Source organism: Bacillus sp. FSL R5-0585 (genome assembly GCF_038004545.1).
Lineage (GTDB): Bacteria > Bacillota > Bacilli > Bacillales > Bacillaceae_G > Bacillus_A > Bacillus_A cereus.
This window is the reverse complement of the sequence record NZ_JBBORJ010000003.1, coordinates 107,711-126,206: the sequence shown is the minus strand read 5'-3', so window position 1 is coordinate 126,206 and position 18,496 is coordinate 107,711. Positions and strand designations below refer to the sequence as shown.

Here is an 18,496-nt window from a genome sequence, read left to right as displayed (position 1 = left end):
TCACCCCCGTTTTCCTGCTTATATTGTACATAAAAACAGAAAGAAGTTCGACGAAATTGTTTGAAAAAATTTGAAAATGACTCTTGATACATTTTGTGAAAGGTGGTAAAGTGTGAATTATTATAAAATAAAATGAATATTTATTCTTTAGGGGGATGCAAAATGGAGAAGAAAAAAGTTGTATTAGCATATTCCGGAGGTCTTGATACTTCCGTTGCAATTAAATGGTTACAAGAGAAGAATTATGATATTATCGCGCTTTGTTTAGACTTAGGGGAAGGTAAAGACTTAGCATTTGTAAAAGAAAAGGCACTTTCAGTAGGTGCAATTAAATCATATATGATTGATGTTCAAGAAGAATTTGCAAACGAATATGCATTGATGGCGATGCAAGCACACACATTATACGAAGGGAAATACCCTCTTGTTTCTGCATTATCTCGTCCGCTTATTGCGAAGAAATTAGTAGAAATCGCAGAACAAGAAGGCGCAACTGCAGTTGCACACGGATGTACAGGGAAAGGAAATGATCAAGTTCGTTTTGAAGTTTCTATTCAAGCATTAAATCCTTACTTAGAAGTGATTGCACCTGTACGTGAATGGAAGTGGTCACGTGAAGAAGAAATTGCCTATGCAAAAGAAAACGATGTACCAATTCCGATTAATTTAGATAGCCCGTTTTCAATCGATCAAAACTTATGGGGACGCAGCAACGAATGTGGAATTTTAGAAGATCCATGGGCAGCGCCGCCAGAAGATGCATATGAGATGACATTGGCATTAGAAGACACACCGAATAAACCAGAGTTTGTAGAAATCGGATTTGAAGCAGGCGTACCGACTACTTTAAATGGCACTGCATATTCACTTGCAGAATTAATTAAAACGTTAAATGCACTTGCTGGAAAACACGGCGTTGGACGTATTGATCACGTAGAAAATCGTCTTGTCGGTATTAAATCTCGTGAAGTATACGAATGCCCAGCAGCAATGACGTTAATCACTGCGCATAAAGAGTTGGAAGATTTAACACACGTAAAAGAAGTAGCACATTTTAAACCAGTGATTGAACAGAAAATAACAGAACTTATTTATAATGGTTTATGGTTCTCGCCTTTAAAACAAGCGCTTCATGCATTTTTACAAGAAACGCAAAAGAATGTAACAGGTACAGTGCGTGTGAAATTATTTAAAGGTCATGCAATTGTAGAAGGACGTAAATCTGAGTACTCTTTATACGATGAAAAATTAGCAACATATACTGCTCAGGACGAATTTAATCATGATGCAGCAGTTGGATTCATTTCATTATTTGGTTTACCGACGAAAGTATACAGCCAAGTGAATCAAAAGAAGGTGGAAGCGTGAGCAAACTTTGGGGCGGACGTTTTACAGAAGAAGCGGAAGCATGGGTTGAAGAGTTCGGAGCATCCATCTCCTTCGATCAACAATTAGTAAATCAAGATATAAATGGGAGTATGGCACACGTAACGATGCTAGCAAAGCAAGGCATCGTTACGCAAGAAGAAGCAGAGAAAATAAAGATAGGTCTTCAATATTTATTGAAAGAAGCAAAAGAGAATAAGCTACAGTTTTCAGTAGAAGCAGAAGATATTCATTTAAACATCGAAAAAATGTTAATTGAACAAATTGGCGAAGTAGGAGGAAAACTTCACACTGGCCGAAGTCGTAATGATCAAGTAGCGACAGATATGCATTTGTATTTAAAAGAAAAGGTAGAACATATTATAAAAGCTACAAAGCAATTGCAAACTGTTCTTGTTCATCAAGCAGAAAATAACATTGAGACAATTATGCCTGGCTATACGCATTTGCAACGTGCTCAGCCGATTTCATTTGCTCATCATATTCTCGCTTACTTTTGGATGTTAGAGCGTGATGTGAATCGTTATGAAGATTCGTTAAAACGTATTAACATTTCGCCATTAGGAGCAGGAGCGTTAGCTGGAACGACATTCCCCATTGACCGAGAGTATAGTGCGGAGCTTCTTGGATTTAATGGAATCTATGAAAATAGTTTAGATGCAGTAAGCGATCGTGATTTCATACTGGAGTTCCTAAGTAACTCCTCTATGCTTATGATGCACTTATCACGCTTTTGCGAAGAACTTATTTTATGGAGTAGCCAAGAGTTTCAATTTATTGAAATGAGCGATCAATATGCAACGGGAAGCAGCATTATGCCGCAAAAGAAAAACCCGGATATGGCGGAACTAATCCGTGGTAAAACAGGCAGAGTATACGGTAATTTATTCAGTTTACTCACAGTAATGAAAGGATTACCGCTCGCTTACAATAAAGACTTACAAGAAGATAAAGAAGGAATGTTTGATACAGTTAAAACAGTAGAAGGATGCCTTCATATTATGGCGGGCATGCTTGAAACGATGACTGTAAACAAAGAAAAAATGGGGCAAGCTGTGACGCAAGATTTCTCCAACGCAACAGAAATTGCTGACTATTTAGCGAACAAAGGACTACCATTCCGTCAAGCTCATGAAATTGTTGGAAAGTTAGTGCTATATTGCACACAAAAAGGAATTTATTTATTAGATGTCTCTCTTGAAACATATAAAGAAATGAGCTCTTTATTTGAAGAAGATTTGTATGAAGTTCTTTCACCATATGCGGCTGTAAAGCGTCGTAATAGTTCGGGTGGAACAGGATTTGAACAAATCAAAAACGCTTTGGAGAAGGCGAAGGGGTTAACGAAAGAAGTTATTAAGAATTGAGTTTGGAAGTGCGCCAGTCTATTAAAGTCTGGCGTACTTTATTTTTTACTAGCATTTAAGTTACAATGTAGTAAAAAATAACAATTTAGGGGAAGTCTATGAAAAAAATAGTGTTAATCATTGTACTGTTAATTAGCTTAATTGCAAATGCTAAAGTGTTTCTTTTGGACAAATATATGTATGTTGGTGAAAAAGAAAAGCGAGAAGAAGCGGTTATCGCAACGATGTGGCATTTGCAAGATAAAGGATATAAAGAAAGTGATATTTTATATATAAAACCGGCCTTTTATAGCAAAATGGATTCGTATGGTATGAATGTACAGTTTAAAGATGAACCAAATGAATCATATACATATAGAGTTTTAAAAGATGCGAAAACAAATAAACTAACTGTACACCAAGATAGTAATGAGCCAGGTGGTATGGGCGGGAAGCATCAAGAGCTTAAATAAAGAAAGAAAACGACTGATGGCATTCGCCTGCAGTCGTTTTCTTTTAATTATACTTATGTCGATCTTCCGTAATTCGAATATACTCTATATCCATCAAATCACGAAGTAATGCACCATTACTTAGTTCAACGCCGTGCTTCTCTTTAAAATGAGTGCGAATCGTATCTAGCATTTCAATTTCTTTGCCGTTCACATCTAAAATAATGCGTTCAGAATCATCCATATAGCATCCTCCTTTTTTACACATATATATATTTTGTCCGTCTATTTCTAAAAAATGTATGTTAACGTAATGTTAGGAAATAAGAAAGGGATGGAAAATGAGACGTATTTATTTTATAGGACTAATTTTGTACACATTCATTGTATTACATGTTGCATTCCCAAATATCTTTTCATTTGAGGATTTACACGTTGCGATATTTATTTTTGCTCTATTTGTAGTAGATTGCTTTATTTCTATATGGCTTTCGAAAAGAAAAGATATACAAGGCAAAAAAGAAATGGAACGGAAAAAGAGAAAACGTTCCTTTTGGATGATGACATACTGTTTGTCTTTAGTACTTACTGCTGCTTTTTTTAGTGAACATATTCCATTAGAAAGAGTAAATATTGGATTTGGAGCGTTCGTATTTGCATACTATTTTTTTGTGCACTTTCTTCCTTATATGAAAGAAAAGCGAGGAGAAGAGGAAAATCCGCTTGTAGAAGAAGCGAGAGAGCAAGACCATAAGAGAATAGAAGAAGATATAAAGAAACTCGGAGAACAAAAGTGGTATTTAAAATCAAAAATAATATACGTTCTTTGCTTTATTACGCCGCCAATTGGCTATTTGTACGTTTTCTTACTTCGTAAAAAAATGACAGAAGGTGCAAGGCAAACGTACTTAATTGTTGCGACAATTATGATGGCATTATGGTCTTTGAAGTTTCTTCCGCCTTATGTGTTGGCAATTACCGTTGTTGTCGTAGCGTGTCTTGTGTTTATAGTGAAGTTTATAAAATGAAAAACACCAAGCCTATGTGGACTTGGTGTTTTATCTATAAATTAAAGCTCACCTTGCTCTTCATCACCACGAACAACAAGGACATCGCATTTCGCATAGCGAATAATATGTTCAGAGACGCTACCAATTAGGAAACGCTCAACAGCATTTAAACCAGTCGCACCACACATAATTAAATCTACTTTATGGTTTGGAGCGATTTCTTTTGAAATTTTTGATTTAGGATTACCGAATTCTAATACAGTTTCAATTTTTTCAAGACCAGCTTCAAGCGCAGTTTTTTTGTAGTCTTCTAATAGGTCTTCTGCAAATAGATTTGCACGTTCCGCAATTGCACGGCTATAGGCTTCTACTGCTGAGTATGCTTTTACATCAACGATATGAGCAATTGTTAATGTTGCATTGTTGCGCTTTGCGACTTGAATTGCTTTTTTAAAGGCTTTTTCTGCTTCTTTAGAACCATCCACCGCGATTAAAATATTTGTATATGTATTATTCATAGTAAATTCCTCCCAATCTGTTTTATAACTGTTTACAACTTAATTATAAAACAAATTTTGGTAACGTGCTTGCCAGAAACGTTACAGAATTTTGAAAACTCTGTTTCAATTCATTTTAGTTGTAATTGGAGCGAGAACTTGTTACATATGAAGTATAGCAATTTAAAAGGGGGCAGTTTTGTGAGACATGCGCTCATTACAGCCGGTACGAAAGGTTTAGGAAAGCAAGTAACAGAAAAGTTATTGGCTAAAGGCTATTCAGTAACAGTAACGTACCATAGCGATATCACGGCTATGGAAACGATGAAAGAAACATATAAAGATGTGGAAGAGCGTCTACAATTCGTGCAAGCAGATGTCACGAAAAAGGAAGATTTACATAAAATAGTAGAAGAAGCGATGAGCCGTTTTGGCAAAATTGACTTTTTAATTAATAATGCTGGTCCATATGTATTTGAACGAAAAAAGTTAGTTGATTATGAAGAAGATGAATGGAATGAAATGATTCAGGGAAATTTAACAGCGGTATTTCATTTATTAAAACTTGTCGTTCCGGTCATGAGAAAACAGAACTTTGGCCGTATTATTAATTACGGATTTCAAGGGGCGGATAGTGCACCGGGATGGATTTATCGTTCAGCTTTTGCCGCAGCGAAAGTAGGACTTGTTTCATTAACGAAAACAGTTGCTTATGAAGAAGCGGAGTATGGTATTACTGCGAACATGGTATGTCCTGGTGATATTATAGGCGATATGAAAGAGGCAACTATTCAAGAAGCACGTCAGCTGAAAGAGCATAACACACCGATTGGTAGATCTGGAACAGGTGAAGATATTGCAAGAACCATTTCGTTTTTATGTGAGGACGATTCCGATATGATTACCGGTACAATTATTGAAGTGACTGGTGCAGTGGATGTTATTCATAGACATCGATAGAATAAAATAAGATGAAGTTTCGAATAATTGGACAGTTTATCCATTGTGCTGAGAGGTGCGGATAATACTGTCCTTTAATATAAAATTAAATCTATCGGAAAACTCGTGTTATTTTTTTGTCAAATATTGAGATATTATGTTAAAATATAAGAGCGTAGAAAGCGCTTTAAAAAATGATTCAGGGGTCATTTCATAACTCAAGGGGGAACTAATCATGCGTATCGGTATTCCAACAGAAATTAAAAACAATGAAAACCGTGTGGCAATGACGCCAGCGGGAGCAGTACATTTAGTACAAAATGGTCATGAAGTTTTTGTTCAAAAAGGAGCAGGTTTAGGATCTGGCTTTACAGATGAAGAATACGTACAAGCTGGTGCGAAACTTGTAGAAACTGCTGAAGAAGCATGGAATCAAGATATGGTTATGAAGGTAAAAGAGCCAGTAGCAAGTGAATACGGCTATTTCCGTGAAGGCTTAATCTTATTCACATACTTACACTTAGCTCCAGAACCAGAATTAACGAAAGCATTAATCGATAACAAAGTTGCATCAATCGCATACGAAACAGTACAATTAGACAATCGTTCTTTACCATTACTTGCACCTATGAGTGAAGTAGCTGGTCGTATGTCTGCACAAATTGGTGCACAATTCCTTGAGAAAAACAAAGGTGGTAAAGGTATTTTACTTGCAGGCGTTCCAGGGGTAAAACGCGGCAAAGTAACAATCATCGGCGGTGGTCAAGCTGGTACAAACGCAGCTAAGATTGCAGTAGGTTTAGGTGCAGATGTAACAATCATTGACTTAAGTGCAGAACGTCTTCGTCAATTAGATGATATTTTCGGTAACCAAGTAAAAACATTAATGTCTAATCCATACAACATTGCAGAAGCTGTTAAAGAATCTGACCTTGTTATTGGTGCAGTATTAATTCCAGGTGCAAAAGCGCCAAAACTTGTAACTGAAGAAATGATTCAATCAATGGAACCAGGTTCTGTCGTTGTAGATATCGCGATTGACCAAGGTGGTATTTTCGAAACAACTGATCGTATTACAACTCATGATAACCCAACTTACGAAAAACATGGCGTTGTTCATTATGCAGTTGCTAATATGCCAGGTGCAGTTCCACGTACGTCAACTCTTGCATTAACAAACGTAACAGTACCATATGCAGTACAAATTGCGAACAAAGGTTACAAAGATGCTTGCTTAGGCAACACTGCATTACTAAAAGGTATTAACACATTAGATGGTTATGTAACATTCGAAGCAGTTGCGGAAGCTCACGGCTTACAATACGCTGATGCAAAAGAGCTTCTTGAAAAAGCTCCTGCTTTATCATAATAGAAATACATTTGAGACCTTCCTTTTCGTGAGGAGGGTCTTTTTTATATGGAGAAATAACATGTGAATAATTGTTATTTATTGGTGTAAATCGATTTTTATTATGATAATTTAGAATTATATAATAAAAAGAGGGGATTCGATGGGGAGCAAAAAGAGGAAGAAAAAACAGGCAAAGAGACAAAGGTATATAAAGAAAAAAAAGGAACAGAACATACCTTTTTCACAAAAAGTAGTCATTACGATAGAGAAAACATTTCGGTATATTTGTATGGCTCTGTATGTAATTTTGTGTATGTATTCATTTGGAGTGTTTTACAGTTTTGAGATAATTTCTAATATTATTGAGAGTATTTTAGAATTTCTCCTTGTTGCAATAGAATTAGTCTTATTCTTTATATTATTTGATAAAGTATGGCCTAGTCATGAAAGTAAAAAAGATAGAAAAAGAAGCAAAAAATCTTCATACGCTTCAAGCTCATCAAGTGGATTCGGTGACTACAGTAGCAATGACTGTAGTAGCTCAAGTGATGGTGGAGGAGATTGCGGAGGTGGTGGAGATTAAGTTAGTTTTTTAGAAGAACGACTAATGGAAGGATGGGACAAAATATGGAAACTGTGAACTTAATAGAATTAACAAAAGACATTCAAGATCAACATAAAAACTTCGTCGTTTCAAACATAAATAGTCATTGCTTACGAATCGCTGTATTTACTGGCGAATATGATTGGCATTATCATTCTAATTCGGATGAATTATTCATTGTGCTAGAGGGAGAATTGCTTATCGATTTTGAAGATGGAGAAACAGCAGTTTTAAAGCCGAATGATTCTATTTTAATTCCAGCGTGTACGATTCATAGAACGAGAGCATTAAAGAGAACAGTAAATCTTTGTTTTGAAAATATAGAAGCTGATACGATTAAAGTGGAGCAGTTATGAAAAAATTATCTGTAGCTGAGTATAGAAAAATCATTCCGATTTTGGAAAGTAATACAAGAACAACGACGTTTGCTTATGCGGTATGTGACCAAATGATAGATGGTGAGATTTTTGCCAACGAGAAGTTAACAGCAGGATTAATTCGTACAGTTAACGGTATCTATTATTTATTTTGTCATACGGATGATCAAAATTATAATGAAGATTTATTGATGTATTTAAAAATGGCTATTGAAAAAACAGAGAAGAGATTTACACTATTCGCTTCAAGTGAAGAGTGGGAAATGATGATTGAAGGGCGTTTTAGTAATGTACTTCGGAATATGCCACGAATGAAATTCCAAAGAGAAATCTTTGAAGAGCGAACACAAGATGCAAATAAAAATACATATGAAGTGAAGCGTATTGATAAAAGTGATATAGAACGAAGCAGTGAATTTATAGAGAAGTATTATAAAGAATATTGGGGATCAAAAGAACTATTTTTGAACGGTGGTTTCGGATTTTGTATAGAACAAGGTGGGATGATTATAGCTGAATGCGTCTCAATATTTAGAGGGAATAGTTTTGCTGAAATCGATATTGCTACGCATAAAGCGTATCAAGGGAAAGGGTTAGCTCAAGCTGTTGCGACACGGTTCGTTGAACATTGCATGCAAAATGATATTACACCGTGCTGGGATTGTTATGTAGATAATATTCCTTCGCAAAAATTAGCTCGTAAATTAAGTTTTCATAATCCAATAGAATATAGATTGTTTGTACGGAAGAAAACGGGTGAATAAAAATGAATGTGGAGTTAACGAGATTTAAAGTGAAACAAGGTAAAAGTCATCGTGTAGATGAATGGATGCAGCTTCTTAATGACAATATGAAAGAAGTGCTTTTGACATTAAACGACGAAAAGATGTATGTTGAGACAATTTTCCGGGAAATAAGAGATGGAGAAGAGTACTTATATTGGTATTCTGTGCAAGGAGAAGGCGGGGCTCTTGTCGAAAATTCTCATCATGAAATTGATAAAAAGCATTTGGAATTTTGGTATGAATGTATCGATGAGAAAGTACCGTCTGTTGATATGAAAACGGAAGTTGTTATGATTCAAGATGTTGTGAAGGATGCGATGAAATAATAGATTGGTATTTTGTAACCGTAAAATGGTCATCTTTTTGGTTGGAATATACATTATTGGAGATGCTGTAGGATGAGAATTAGTAATAAATATATCACTCTCGATGAAATAGAAGTAATAAGAGAACCTTTAAATAAATTGCATGAATATCATAATAATAAATCAAAACATTTTTCTGGTGACTATCCAAGAATGACATTTGAGGAACGTATTGAAAATTATAAACAAAATTTAAAGTACGGAGAATATAGAATTGAATTATTAGTTGAGGCAGAAACAAATAATATATTAGGATTTTGTATAGCGTATAGCAAAAGTATAAGCGGAAAGATTGAAGTTTTATTCGTTGATGAAAAATACCGAAGAAACGGATTTGGTTTGAAATTAATGAATAGTGCAGTGGAATGGTTTAAAGCAAAGAAGATAGATGAAATTGAATTAACAGTAGTGTACGGAAATGAAGCTGTATCGTTTTATGAAAAGCTGGGGTTTTATCCTCGTTCAATTATTATGGCAACTAAGTCATAACGATAGTATGGAGAGATGAGTGAGAGTTTTTGTTTCAAAAAAATAATTTATATGTTAATAAAGTATATATGAAGAGCGCATCAAAATAGATGTGCTTTTTATTATGAAAAAAATGTAGAAAAGCTGTATTTGGATATCTTTAAGTGAAAATAAAAGTAGGATATTAAGAATCTTTTAGGACAAACTATAAAGAAATAAAAAACAGAAAACCAAAAGACCTACCAATATACGGTGTAGTTGTAACAGGCAAAACAGAGGATTTACAAAGTTTACAAGGAACACCATATATTAAGGCTGCTGTTAGAGGTGTAACAGTTGAGAAATATTAATTACAGTCTATTAATGTGAATAATCAGAAAATTTATGTTATACTATGTGAAAAGGAGGTTTGTATGAGGCAAATACATGGAGCAATTTATATTTACATAACTATGTTTTTCGTGGCGATATCCTATGGATTAGGGCACGTGTATTCGCATCCTATACTAACTTTTTTAAGCGGAGCATGTATGGCGTTTGCGCTTCTTGTCCACCTTTTCTCAGTTTGGATCGTGAAATTTCAATTAAATATTAGTGAAATAGAAGAAGGCACTTTTTAAGTGGCCTTCTTTTTTTAATAATATTTTGGAAGCTCTTGTAGCAATTTTTCAATTTCGCATTCGGTTTCTTTACATATAGACAGTGTGCGTAGTCTGAAAAATAAGCTGCGTAAGAAAGATTTTATATTTCCGTATAAGTACTCATACGATTTAATATGTAATGTTTGTTTTTGGACGGGTAACTGAGCTGCTAAATTATGAAGGGCTAATATGAGAGCTTCTTCCTTTAGACCATTTTGTAGCATTGCGACAATCGGATAAACGAGACGCTCGTCTTCTTCATATTTGTAATAGATGGAATGGACACAAACTTTGTTTAATAAAGTTTTTAATATCTCTTCGTAATGTAAAGTTTCTAGTTTAGGACTACGAACAAGTGCTTCAAATGTATCGGAAGCATGAGCGATACTATGTGCCCAGCCGTCGTCTTGCACATATCCGCGGAAATCATGTTCATTGTTCATATATAGAATTAATTGATCTTTTACATTTAAAATATCATTCTGTGATAAAAAATTATAATTTGTATCAGCATCAATAATGAGGGCGATTAGTAATGTTGTAAATGCTCGGGTAAATACTGCATCTTCGTCATTTGAATAAATCTTATACAGTAAATATTTTTCACCGATGCTTTCTAATAATAATTTCTGTAAGTGTGTGTGTGAAATATAGTCCTTCTTGATGAGATGATAAAAAGTAGAGTAAATAAGTTTATCCCTTAAATAGCTATCAGTAACACCGATATGTTCAAGCATATTGGAACTTAAAGAATCAATGTTAAGTGTGTTATCTAGTATGTAATTATTTTTACGAATTTTTTCTAACTGTTCTTGTAACATATAAACCTCCTATTTTAGAAAATTCTGTATTTTTATAATATAATAAGAGGAAGAAATAGACAATAAATAAGTGCTTTTGAATGGAGGGGCATGATGAAGAGAGCATTAGTCTTTTTTATAAGTATTTTCTTTTTAGGAAGCTGCTCGATTTGGTATTTTACTTTTTCTAGCGAGAGCAAAAGTTGGACTGGACAATATAAAGGGCATATTAAGGATGACAGTGAAGATGGAATGTTTACGTTTCAATATAAGGGCGGGGATGGAAAGACAGAATTTAAAAACTTAGAGATTGCTATTAATGGAGCCTTTAGTACAATGACACAAACGTCAGAAGTTCATAGAGGAGCAAAGGTTGAAATGAAGTCTTCTTGTGTAAGTTGCGCGCCTATCTCTAAAGATGAACCTATAGAAGTTGTGATTAAATGGGATGATAAGTATGAGGAGAAGATGGTGTTAAATTTGAAATAGCCTAGAGTAAGGAGTTAAAAATGAATAGGCATATGAAAATTGTTATGTTTTTAAGTGTATTTCTAGTCGTATTATCAGCGTGTGATACAAAACAAGTAGAGCAAGTAACGGTAAAAGAAGTACCTAAAGAAGGGTATATCATATTAAGAAATGACACGATGTTTTTTGCCGATGATAAAACGGTTGAAACAAAAGTAGAGTTGCAACATTATATAGAACAACAAATGAATAAAGAGCATCCAGCACATATAGTCTTGAGCTTTAAGGACAAAGACGCATATAAACAGTTAAAAACAGGGGATAAAATAAAAGTATGGTTTTCTCAAATACTTGAAAGTTATCCAGCGAAAATGATTGTAGAGAAATTTGAAATAGTAGAGAAATAGAAAAAGGCAGCACTCCCGCTGCCTTTTTTATTATTTTACAAATTGTAACTCTTTCGGGAATTTCGTTAAAATTTCTGATCCGTCTTTTGTGATGTAAATATCATCTTCAATACGAACGCCACCTACGTTTGGTACATAAATACCAGGTTCGATTGTGAAGACCATACCTTCTTTTAATGGAGACTCGTTACCAGCTTTTACATCTGGATATTCGTGTACGCTAATTCCAAGTCCATGACCAAGTCGGTGCGGGAAGAAGTCTCCGTAACCTGCATCTGTGATAACAGAACGAGCAGCATTATCGATTGCGCCAAGTGTAACACCTGGTTTACATGCTTCAACTGCTTGTAGTTGTCCAGCAAGTACAGTGTTGTAAATGCGAGTTTGCTCTTCAGAAATCTCACCGAATGCTACTGTACGTGTAATATCAGAGCAATAACCATCAATGATTACGCCTAAATCAAATAGTACGAAATCGCCGCGTTTCATTTTGTTTGCGCCAGGAATACCGTGTGGAAGAGCTGAGTTCGCACCTGCTAATACCATCGTATCAAATGACATTTTATGTATGCCTTTTGTTTTTAATTCGTGTTCAATAATTGCTAATACTTCTAGCTCGCTGCGGTTTTCTTTAATTGCATTTACACCAACTTCAACAGCATAGTCCGCCATTTTAGCTGCTTCGCGTAAAATAGAAAGCTCTTTTTCATCTTTAATTAAACGAAGTTCGCGAACTTTCTCTTCAGCTGATTTGAAAGCTGCATTTGGGAATAGTTTTGTTAATTCTTCGTAGCGTTCTACGTTTAAATGTTCTTTTTCAATTGCAACTGCATTTGCATTGATGCCGCGGTCTTTAATTGCTTTTGCAATCATATCCCATGGTCGATCAGTGTCAGTAAATCCGATAATTTCATGTGCCCAGCCAGCGTTACGTGCTTGACCTTCTTCCATTTTAGGACAAATTAAAATAGGTTCTTTTTCTTGGAATACAAACATACCAAGTAATCTTTCATGTGGTTCACAGTGGAAGTTTGTCATGTAGAAAACGTTCGGTGTAGAAGTTAAGAACGCAGCTTCTACGTTTTTTTCTTTTAGCCATTGCATTAAATTTTCTAATCTAGCATTCATCGATTGGCACCCCCGAGATATTTAATTACAAATATAACTTTAACTCGGAAGAAAGCGTTATGACAAGTAAATAGATGTTAGAAAAGACAGGGAATTGAAAAATCATGTAGAATAAAAAGTGAGAATGTGAATAGGGGAGGAATGTAATAATGAAAGTATCTTATCATGGACATTCAGTTGTGAAAATTGAGGCGAATGGAAAAGTTATTTTAATTGACCCGTTTTTAACAGGTAATCCGAAAACAGATTTAAAAGCTGAAGATGTAAAAGTGGATGCAATTCTTTTATCGCATGGACACGGTGATCATGTTGGAGATACAGTAGAACTTGCGAAGAAAAATAATGCAGTTATTGTAGCGCCATTTGAACTAGCAACATTTTTAAGTTGGCAAGGTGTAAATACACACCCGATGCATATTGGTGGTTCACATGAATTTGACTTCGGAAAAGTGAAGTTTACACAAGCATTCCACGGCTCTAGTTATATTGATGAAGCAAATAAGACGATTACATATACAGGTATGCCAGCAGGTATTTTATTTACAGCAGAAGAGAAAACTGTATACCACGCAGGAGATACTGCACTATTCTCTGATATGAAGTTAATTGGGGAATTAAATAAAGTTGATGTAGCATTTTTACCAATTGGTGATAATTTCACAATGGGACCAGAGGATGCTGTACTAGCGGCAAAATGGATTAATGCGAAAACTGTTGTACCGATGCATTACAATACGTTCCCAGTTATTGAACAAGATCCATATCAATTTGTAGAAAAGCTACAAAATTGTACAGGGAAAGTATTAGAAGCTGGAGAAAGTATTACACTATAGAAAAGAAACCCTTCATTTGAAAAGAAAAGTGAAGGGTTTTTTACGTGTGTAGGACAGCTTTTAATGCTTGTATTTGTTTTGGTGATTCTTTTCTTTTGGTACGTGGTTGTTCAGGTGTTTCATTCAATTCCATTGCAACTTTTTTCCCATCTACGAAAGCTAAAAATACAGCACCTACAACCTCTAAAAATTTTTTCATCATGTGTTCGCTCCTTTGTTTTATTTCTTGTCTTAATTGTATAGGCAATTAAGTGGACGAACTATCGAATGAGATGACAATAGCATTACATTGTTGTAATAGAATGACTGGTGGAATGTAAGAGTCATTTTGTTATAAAAAAAATAGTACAGGTATGCAAAGAGAGAGTGTAACAGTTTTGAAAATATAGTATACTGAAAGTACAACACATGAAGAATTTAGGGAAAAGAAAGTATGGTGAAACCATTTGGCTACCAAGCATAACCAAATTTTAGAACATATTAATAGCCTGCCAGTAGGCCATAAAATTTCTGTAAGACAAATTGCGAAAGATTTGAGTGTAAGTGAAGGGACCGCTTACCGTGCAATTAAAGATGCAGAAAATAAAGGATATGTTAGTACAATTGAACGTGTCGGAACAATTCGAATTGAACAAAAGAAGAAAGAGAATATCGAAAAACTGACATATGCAGAAGTCGTTAACATTGTCGACGGTCAAGTACTTGGGGGCAGAGAAGGACTACATAAAACATTAAATAAATTCGTAATCGGAGCTATGAAATTAGAAGCGATGATGCGCTATACAGAAGCTGGGAATTTACTCATTATTGGTAACCGTACCAATGCACATGAATTAGCGCTAGAAACTGGAGCCGCTGTATTAATTACGGGCGGATTTGATACGGAAGATCATGTGAAGAAATTAGCAGACGAATTAAAGCTGCCGATCATTTCAAGTAGCTACGATACATTTACGGTCGCAACGTTAATTAATCGTGCAATTTATGACCAACTTATTAAGAAAGAAATTGTACTCGTTGAAGATATTTTAACGCCAATTGAAGAAACGTTATATTTAAAGCCGAGTGATACAGTACAGCAATGGCATGCATATAACGAAGAGACAATGCACGGAAGATATCCAATTGTCGATGAAAGTAACAAAGTACTAGGAATCGTAACTTCAAAAGATATGATCGGAGTAGCGAAAGAAACACCAATTGATAAAGTAATGACAAAACACCCAATTACAGTGAACGGTAAAATGTCTGTCGCAGCTGCGGCACGTATGATGGTGTGGGAAGGAATTGAATTACTTCCTGTCGTTGAGGAAGGAAACAAACTGCAAGGTATTATTAGCCGTCAAGATGTACTTCAGGCACTGCAAATGATTCAACGTCAGCCACAAGTTGGAGAAACCATTGATGATATTGTAACGAATCAATTTATGACACCAAAAGAAGCGAAGAATGAGCATCTATATCAATTTTCGGTGACGCCGCAAATGACGAACTCAATCGGGACGTTATCGTACGGTGTATTTGCAACAATTGTGACAGAAGCGACAAATCGCGTCATTCGTGCGCAAAAGAAAAGCGATTTAATTGTTGAAAACTTAACGATTTATTTCGTAAAGCCGGTTCAAATTGATAATGTTGTATCTGTTCATCCGAAAGTATTAGAAATTGGACGTAAATTTGGTAAGGTCGATGTAGAGGTGCATCATGAAGGTAATGTTGTTGGAAAAGCATTACTTATGGTTCAGTTAATCGATAAATAAAAAGATGGAACAAATCGTTTTGATTTGTTCCATCTTTTTTTGTTGTTTTAAATTTGAAAGGCATGATTTTAGATGGGAGTTTTAGTGAAATATGTATGGGATGGAGTGGAAAAGTAATGTGAGAAAAGACGGAATAATAATTCAATTCAGTTGTATATTGTGTTATGATTATATTGTAATAAAATGGAATCGTGAGAGGTGGTATGCATTATGTCGTCAGCCGTACTCTTTTTTGGTAGTATCGCACTATTTTACTTTCTTGTAATGATACCGATTCAATATTTATATTTACAAGGTTTACATGAAAAAAAGGAAAAGACAGGATTATCTCAGCGAGAGCTATATGAAAAAATGTCTTTTGGAGAAGAACAATTACATTTTCACGTACAAGGGAACCCATTTAATATACCATCTGCGTTTGTTGCGTATATGATTTTGAAAGTTAAGGGACGTAAAAAAGCATCACAATATTGATGCTTTTTTACGTTGCTTCATAGACTTCAGCTTCTTTAACTGCTAATGGCAAGAAATGTTTGTATTGGCGAAACCCGTTAAATACACTTGCACTACCAAATAGAACGAATAAAACACCAACGATAATACGAGCGGTTGAAAGTTCTAAAAAGAATTGGTTTATCCCGAAAAATAAAACGAATGAACCGAGTGCCATTGCGGATTTTCCTGAGAGCCAACCTTTCTCCATTGGGCGGTTTGTACGAAAGTATTTTGTTTTGTAAAAGAGGTACAACATAAATGAGACGATAATACAGAAGACTAATACTGGCATAATGAACACTCCCATCGCTTTGTGAAAAATAATAGAAAAGAAAAAGAAATATCTAAACTTTCTAACTTTTATTATAAAGCAATTGTTCGCATGTATGAAATACTTTCCGTTATAATGGAGGATAAAGTGAAGAAGTTGATTAAAAAGGAGATTATACATATGCATGAGCAAATTTTAGGAGCAATTAAAGAGTTTGATACAATTATTATTCATCGCCACGTGCGTCCGGATCCAGATGCGTTAGGTTCACAGGGTGGTCTTGGTACAATTCTACAAGAATCGTTTCCAGAGAAAAATATTTATACGGTTGGGTACAATGAACCGTCACTAGCATACTTACGAGTAATGGATGATATTGAAGATAGTGTATACGAAAATGCGCTTGTTATTGTTTGTGATACTGCGAATCAAGAACGTGTTGACGATCAACGCTATACAAAAGGGAAGATGTTAATTAAAATTGATCATCATCCAAATGAAGATCCATATGGAGATATTACGTGGGTAGATACGACAGCGAGTTCTACAAGTGAAATGATTTATGAGTTTTATAACTATGGAAAAGATAAAGGATTAAAAATAACAAAAGAAGCAGCCCGCCTTATTTTAGCAGGAATTGTTGGAGATACAGGTCGTTTCTTATTCCCGAATACGACAGCAAAAACACTTCGTTACGTAAGTGAGCTTGTTGACATGGGTGTGAAATTCACAGATTTATACAATGAAATGTATAAGACAAAAGAAAAAATTGCTCGTTTAAACGGTTATATTTTACAAAACTTTACGATGGTAGAAGAAGGAGCAGCTTACATTAAATTAACGAAAGAAGTATTAGAAGAGTTTGATGTACTTCCTTCTGAAGCATCTGGTGTTGTTGGAGCGCTTGGCAATATTGATGGATTAAAGGCGTGGGTTCTATTTTTAGAGGAAGACGACGTAATTCGTGTTCGTCTTCGTTCAAAAGGACCAGTTATAAACAAATTAGCAATGCAATATAACGGCGGGGGGCATCCGATGGCTTCTGGTGCGAAGGCATCTTCTTGGGAAGAAGCGGATCGTCTTTTTGCTGATTTACGTGAGATTTGTAAATAAGAGACTATATGTTAGAACGAAAAGAAGGAGCGGCGCTAAAGCCCTCCTTCTTTATTTTTCTTTCTCTATAGTAATGCTAATTTCAAGCACTGTATCAAAAGATATTGTATCGACTTTAAAACGGTATAGCCGATCGTAATGTTTGTACGTTTTATTTTCGATTACCTTTTTAAGTAGGTCTTTATTTTTTGCGATACTTTGAATGTTTTTCGTTAAAAGATGTTGGAGGTCATTATGGATAGATGTAGTCATATTTTCGAGTGTGAGATTGTCTAAATCGTATTTTTCTCGATTGATAAGTTTTATTTTAATCTCTTGAATGGTTAAGAGCCGTTTATTTTCAGTGTTCAATTTTTCTTGATCTTCGAGAAGGACGTGGAGCTTTGCTTCTTGTTTTTCTATAATTTCTCTTTGTTCTGCTATTTTACTAGCTTGTTCTTCTTGAAAAACACCGTATATGTACAAAAAAATAAACCAGCTCAACACGCCTCCAACAGCAGCCCCAGCTAATACTAAGTACCATCTTTTTGCTGTATTGGCACTTGGTACTCTCATACATGTTCCTGCGTTAGCCATTTAATAATAATGAGACCTGTTTGCATACCACCAGTTGCGAAAAAAATAAGGAGAATTTGCTTTACGATATCTTTCATATCTCCGCCAAAGAAACTTCTTTCAAAGCTATAAAAGGTATCGAATGTTCCGCCGATTGCTGCAACTAGTGCCCAAATTCTTAAATTTTGGGCGAATTGATTAATGTAAGTTAGAGCTGGTTTTCCGATAAGAAACGCACCAAATCCACCAATTAATGAACCGCCAAGTATAACCCCAAAGGCAATAAAATAACTAATAATAAGCAGAGAGAAAAAAGTATGTTCTCTTACATCCATCGTCATTCCCCTTTCTTCTTCATATATATGGACAAAGTATAAGAAGTATGTTTTGATTTCCGCTTTCCTCATCACCTATAATAAAAGTAGTCAAATAGGTAAAGAGAGGG

General features: G+C 35.1%; 26 protein-coding genes and 1 pseudogene. 19 read left to right on the top strand and 8 right to left on the bottom strand.

The genetic code is table 11. The annotated features are described in order from the left end of the window. Positions 1–162 precede the first annotated feature (162 nt). From MKY38_RS28535 to MKY38_RS28525, 3 genes are all read left to right on the top strand, one after another. Positions 163–1,368, top strand: a complete 1,206-nt coding sequence (locus MKY38_RS28535) for an argininosuccinate synthase (protein WP_000412315.1) — start codon at positions 163–165, stop codon at positions 1,366–1,368. Then, positions 1,365–2,753: an argininosuccinate lyase gene (gene argH, locus MKY38_RS28530; protein ID WP_065222734.1), complete on the top strand. Its 1,389-nt coding sequence runs from the start codon at positions 1,365–1,367 to the stop codon at positions 2,751–2,753. Before MKY38_RS28535 ends, argH begins: the two co-directional genes overlap by 4 nt. Positions 2,754–2,851: 98 nt before the next feature. Further along, positions 2,852–3,205: a DUF3139 domain-containing protein gene (locus MKY38_RS28525; protein WP_000725031.1), complete on the top strand. Its 354-nt coding sequence runs from the start codon at positions 2,852–2,854 to the stop codon at positions 3,203–3,205. Between the two features lie 43 nt (positions 3,206–3,248). On the opposite strand, the gene MKY38_RS28520 is transcribed toward MKY38_RS28525, so the two are convergent. Further along, positions 3,249–3,428, bottom strand: a complete 180-nt coding sequence (locus tag MKY38_RS28520; RefSeq protein ID WP_000342761.1) for a hypothetical protein — start codon at positions 3,426–3,428, stop codon at positions 3,249–3,251. Positions 3,429–3,525: 97 nt separating this feature from the next. Between MKY38_RS28520 and MKY38_RS28515 the strand changes: the two genes are divergently transcribed. Beyond that, entirely contained in the window at positions 3,526–4,212 is a 687-nt protein-coding gene (locus MKY38_RS28515) for a hypothetical protein (RefSeq protein ID WP_065222736.1), read from the top strand. 41 nt (positions 4,213–4,253) lie between these two features. Here the strand turns inward: MKY38_RS28515 and MKY38_RS28510 are convergent, their stop codons facing one another. Further along, the gene (locus tag MKY38_RS28510; RefSeq protein ID WP_001066673.1) at positions 4,254–4,712 is read right to left on the bottom strand and encodes a universal stress protein; all 459 of its coding nucleotides are present in this window, start codon (positions 4,710–4,712) and stop codon (positions 4,254–4,256) included. 147 nt (positions 4,713–4,859) lie between these two features. On the opposite strand from MKY38_RS28510, the gene MKY38_RS28505 reads away from it, so the two are divergent. The 9 genes and pseudogenes from MKY38_RS28505 to MKY38_RS28465 all read left to right on the top strand — a co-directional run bounded on the left by MKY38_RS28505 (position 4,860) and on the right by MKY38_RS28465 (position 10,200). Next, entirely contained in the window at positions 4,860–5,651 is a 792-nt protein-coding gene (locus MKY38_RS28505) for an SDR family oxidoreductase (RefSeq protein ID WP_002024902.1), read from the top strand. A 214-nt stretch (positions 5,652–5,865) separates the two neighbouring features. Further along, the gene (ald, locus tag MKY38_RS28500) at positions 5,866–6,999 is read left to right on the top strand and encodes an alanine dehydrogenase (RefSeq protein ID WP_001219402.1); all 1,134 of its coding nucleotides are present in this window, start codon (positions 5,866–5,868) and stop codon (positions 6,997–6,999) included. 142 nt (positions 7,000–7,141) lie between these two features. Further along, positions 7,142–7,564 carry a hypothetical protein gene (locus MKY38_RS28495; RefSeq protein ID WP_070180554.1) on the top strand — a complete coding sequence of 141 codons (423 nt, stop codon included), beginning with the start codon at positions 7,142–7,144 and terminating at the stop codon, positions 7,562–7,564. Positions 7,565–7,608: 44 nt separating this feature from the next. Next, a complete protein-coding gene (locus MKY38_RS28490) occupies positions 7,609–7,941 on the top strand; it encodes a cupin domain-containing protein (RefSeq protein ID WP_048544398.1) in 333 nt (110 codons plus the stop codon). Beyond that, positions 7,938–8,726, top strand: a complete 789-nt coding sequence (locus MKY38_RS28485; RefSeq protein ID WP_341050920.1) for a GNAT family N-acetyltransferase — start codon at positions 7,938–7,940, stop codon at positions 8,724–8,726. Before MKY38_RS28490 ends, MKY38_RS28485 begins: the two co-directional genes overlap by 4 nt. A 2-nt stretch (positions 8,727–8,728) precedes the next feature. Continuing rightward, positions 8,729–9,073, top strand: coding sequence for a DUF6176 family protein (locus MKY38_RS28480; RefSeq protein ID WP_078384865.1), 345 nt, complete (start codon positions 8,729–8,731; stop codon positions 9,071–9,073). A gap of 72 nt (positions 9,074–9,145) precedes the next feature. Then, on the top strand, positions 9,146–9,601 hold the full coding sequence (locus MKY38_RS28475) for a GNAT family N-acetyltransferase (protein WP_065222739.1): 456 nt from the start codon (positions 9,146–9,148) through the stop codon (positions 9,599–9,601). 167 nt (positions 9,602–9,768) lie between these two features. Continuing rightward, positions 9,769–9,930, top strand: a pseudogene (locus MKY38_RS28470) (anti sigma factor C-terminal domain-containing protein); the annotation flags it as partial. A gap of 63 nt (positions 9,931–9,993) precedes the next feature. Further along, positions 9,994–10,200, top strand: a complete 207-nt coding sequence (locus MKY38_RS28465; RefSeq protein WP_001248905.1) for a hypothetical protein — start codon at positions 9,994–9,996, stop codon at positions 10,198–10,200. Between the two features lie 14 nt (positions 10,201–10,214). On the opposite strand, the gene MKY38_RS28460 is transcribed toward MKY38_RS28465, so the two are convergent. Next, positions 10,215–11,042 carry a DUF2785 domain-containing protein gene (locus MKY38_RS28460; protein ID WP_065222740.1) on the bottom strand — a complete coding sequence of 276 codons (828 nt, stop codon included), beginning with the start codon at positions 11,040–11,042 and terminating at the stop codon, positions 10,215–10,217. 93 nt (positions 11,043–11,135) lie between these two features. On the opposite strand from MKY38_RS28460, the gene MKY38_RS28455 reads away from it, so the two are divergent. Together MKY38_RS28455 and MKY38_RS28450 are read left to right on the top strand one after the other, a co-directional pair. Beyond that, positions 11,136–11,510 (top strand): hypothetical protein, encoded by a 375-nt coding sequence (locus MKY38_RS28455; RefSeq protein ID WP_114555657.1) that lies wholly within the window; start codon positions 11,136–11,138, stop codon positions 11,508–11,510. 20 nt (positions 11,511–11,530) lie between these two features. Continuing rightward, positions 11,531–11,896, top strand: coding sequence for a DUF3221 domain-containing protein (locus tag MKY38_RS28450; protein WP_078384868.1), 366 nt, complete (start codon positions 11,531–11,533; stop codon positions 11,894–11,896). A gap of 30 nt (positions 11,897–11,926) precedes the next feature. Here the strand turns inward: MKY38_RS28450 and pepQ are convergent, their stop codons facing one another. Then, on the bottom strand, positions 11,927–13,024 hold the full coding sequence (gene pepQ / locus MKY38_RS28445) for a Xaa-Pro dipeptidase (protein WP_000994033.1): 1,098 nt from the start codon (positions 13,022–13,024) through the stop codon (positions 11,927–11,929). 149 nt (positions 13,025–13,173) lie between these two features. On the opposite strand from pepQ, the gene MKY38_RS28440 reads away from it, so the two are divergent. After that, positions 13,174–13,857: a metal-dependent hydrolase gene (locus MKY38_RS28440; RefSeq protein ID WP_078384869.1), complete on the top strand. Its 684-nt coding sequence runs from the start codon at positions 13,174–13,176 to the stop codon at positions 13,855–13,857. Positions 13,858–13,897: 40 nt separating this feature from the next. Here the strand turns inward: MKY38_RS28440 and MKY38_RS28435 are convergent, their stop codons facing one another. Continuing rightward, positions 13,898–14,056 carry a hypothetical protein gene (locus tag MKY38_RS28435; RefSeq protein ID WP_170925758.1) on the bottom strand — a complete coding sequence of 53 codons (159 nt, stop codon included), beginning with the start codon at positions 14,054–14,056 and terminating at the stop codon, positions 13,898–13,900. A gap of 247 nt (positions 14,057–14,303) precedes the next feature. Between MKY38_RS28435 and MKY38_RS28430 the strand changes: the two genes are divergently transcribed. Together MKY38_RS28430 and MKY38_RS28425 are read left to right on the top strand one after the other, a co-directional pair. Continuing rightward, entirely contained in the window at positions 14,304–15,617 is a 1,314-nt protein-coding gene (locus tag MKY38_RS28430) for a CBS domain-containing protein (protein ID WP_000201572.1), read from the top strand. A 210-nt stretch (positions 15,618–15,827) separates the two neighbouring features. After that, positions 15,828–16,091 carry a DUF3949 domain-containing protein gene (locus tag MKY38_RS28425; protein WP_000093045.1) on the top strand — a complete coding sequence of 88 codons (264 nt, stop codon included), beginning with the start codon at positions 15,828–15,830 and terminating at the stop codon, positions 16,089–16,091. A gap of 7 nt (positions 16,092–16,098) precedes the next feature. On the opposite strand, the gene MKY38_RS28420 is transcribed toward MKY38_RS28425, so the two are convergent. Further along, positions 16,099–16,404: a YtpI family protein gene (locus tag MKY38_RS28420; RefSeq protein ID WP_001144776.1), complete on the bottom strand. Its 306-nt coding sequence runs from the start codon at positions 16,402–16,404 to the stop codon at positions 16,099–16,101. Positions 16,405–16,563: 159 nt separating this feature from the next. Here MKY38_RS28420 and MKY38_RS28415 point away from each other — a divergent pair, with 159 nt between their 5' ends. Next, complete coding sequence (locus MKY38_RS28415; protein WP_000545136.1) at positions 16,564–17,496, top strand: DHH family phosphoesterase; 933 nt, start codon at positions 16,564–16,566, stop codon at positions 17,494–17,496. 51 nt (positions 17,497–17,547) lie between these two features. On the opposite strand, the gene ytrI is transcribed toward MKY38_RS28415, so the two are convergent. Together ytrI and MKY38_RS28405 are read right to left on the bottom strand one after the other, a co-directional pair. Continuing rightward, positions 17,548–18,051, bottom strand: coding sequence for a sporulation membrane protein YtrI (gene ytrI, locus MKY38_RS28410; protein WP_001265736.1), 504 nt, complete (start codon positions 18,049–18,051; stop codon positions 17,548–17,550). Beyond that, positions 18,048–18,461, bottom strand: a complete 414-nt coding sequence (locus tag MKY38_RS28405; RefSeq protein WP_002005839.1) for a YtrH family sporulation protein — start codon at positions 18,459–18,461, stop codon at positions 18,048–18,050. Before MKY38_RS28405 ends, ytrI begins: the two co-directional genes overlap by 4 nt. Positions 18,462–18,496: the final 35 nt, after the last annotated feature.

Excerpts from the sequence above, each read along its gene's own strand:
- MKY38_RS28535 (WP_000412315.1), top strand. The coding sequence starts at position 163 with ATGGAGAAGAAAAAAGTTGTATTAGCATATTCCGGAGGTCTTGATACT.
- MKY38_RS28525 (WP_000725031.1), top strand. The coding sequence starts at position 2,852 with ATGAAAAAAATAGTGTTAATCATTGTACTGTTAATTAGCTTAATTGCA.
- MKY38_RS28520 (WP_000342761.1), bottom strand. The coding sequence starts at position 3,428 with ATGGATGATTCTGAACGCATTATTTTAGATGTGAACGGCAAAGAAATT.
- MKY38_RS28515 (WP_065222736.1), top strand. The coding sequence starts at position 3,526 with ATGAGACGTATTTATTTTATAGGACTAATTTTGTACACATTCATTGTA.
- MKY38_RS28510 (WP_001066673.1), bottom strand. The coding sequence starts at position 4,712 with ATGAATAATACATATACAAATATTTTAATCGCGGTGGATGGTTCTAAA.
- MKY38_RS28505 (WP_002024902.1), top strand. The coding sequence starts at position 4,860 with ATGAAGTATAGCAATTTAAAAGGGGGCAGTTTTGTGAGACATGCGCTC.
- ald (WP_001219402.1), top strand. The coding sequence starts at position 5,866 with ATGCGTATCGGTATTCCAACAGAAATTAAAAACAATGAAAACCGTGTG.
- MKY38_RS28495 (WP_070180554.1), top strand. The coding sequence starts at position 7,142 with ATGGGGAGCAAAAAGAGGAAGAAAAAACAGGCAAAGAGACAAAGGTAT.
- MKY38_RS28490 (WP_048544398.1), top strand. The coding sequence starts at position 7,609 with ATGGAAACTGTGAACTTAATAGAATTAACAAAAGACATTCAAGATCAA.
- MKY38_RS28485 (WP_341050920.1), top strand. The coding sequence starts at position 7,938 with ATGAAAAAATTATCTGTAGCTGAGTATAGAAAAATCATTCCGATTTTG.
- MKY38_RS28480 (WP_078384865.1), top strand. The coding sequence starts at position 8,729 with ATGAATGTGGAGTTAACGAGATTTAAAGTGAAACAAGGTAAAAGTCAT.
- MKY38_RS28475 (WP_065222739.1), top strand. The coding sequence starts at position 9,146 with ATGAGAATTAGTAATAAATATATCACTCTCGATGAAATAGAAGTAATA.
- MKY38_RS28465 (WP_001248905.1), top strand. The coding sequence starts at position 9,994 with ATGAGGCAAATACATGGAGCAATTTATATTTACATAACTATGTTTTTC.
- MKY38_RS28460 (WP_065222740.1), bottom strand. The coding sequence starts at position 11,042 with ATGTTACAAGAACAGTTAGAAAAAATTCGTAAAAATAATTACATACTA.
- MKY38_RS28455 (WP_114555657.1), top strand. The coding sequence starts at position 11,136 with ATGAAGAGAGCATTAGTCTTTTTTATAAGTATTTTCTTTTTAGGAAGC.
- MKY38_RS28450 (WP_078384868.1), top strand. The coding sequence starts at position 11,531 with ATGAATAGGCATATGAAAATTGTTATGTTTTTAAGTGTATTTCTAGTC.
- pepQ (WP_000994033.1), bottom strand. The coding sequence starts at position 13,024 with ATGAATGCTAGATTAGAAAATTTAATGCAATGGCTAAAAGAAAAAAAC.
- MKY38_RS28440 (WP_078384869.1), top strand. The coding sequence starts at position 13,174 with ATGAAAGTATCTTATCATGGACATTCAGTTGTGAAAATTGAGGCGAAT.
- MKY38_RS28435 (WP_170925758.1), bottom strand. The coding sequence starts at position 14,056 with ATGAAAAAATTTTTAGAGGTTGTAGGTGCTGTATTTTTAGCTTTCGTA.
- MKY38_RS28425 (WP_000093045.1), top strand. The coding sequence starts at position 15,828 with ATGTCGTCAGCCGTACTCTTTTTTGGTAGTATCGCACTATTTTACTTT.
- MKY38_RS28420 (WP_001144776.1), bottom strand. The coding sequence starts at position 16,404 with ATGCCAGTATTAGTCTTCTGTATTATCGTCTCATTTATGTTGTACCTC.
- MKY38_RS28415 (WP_000545136.1), top strand. The coding sequence starts at position 16,564 with ATGCATGAGCAAATTTTAGGAGCAATTAAAGAGTTTGATACAATTATT.
- ytrI (WP_001265736.1), bottom strand. The coding sequence starts at position 18,051 with ATGAGAGTACCAAGTGCCAATACAGCAAAAAGATGGTACTTAGTATTA.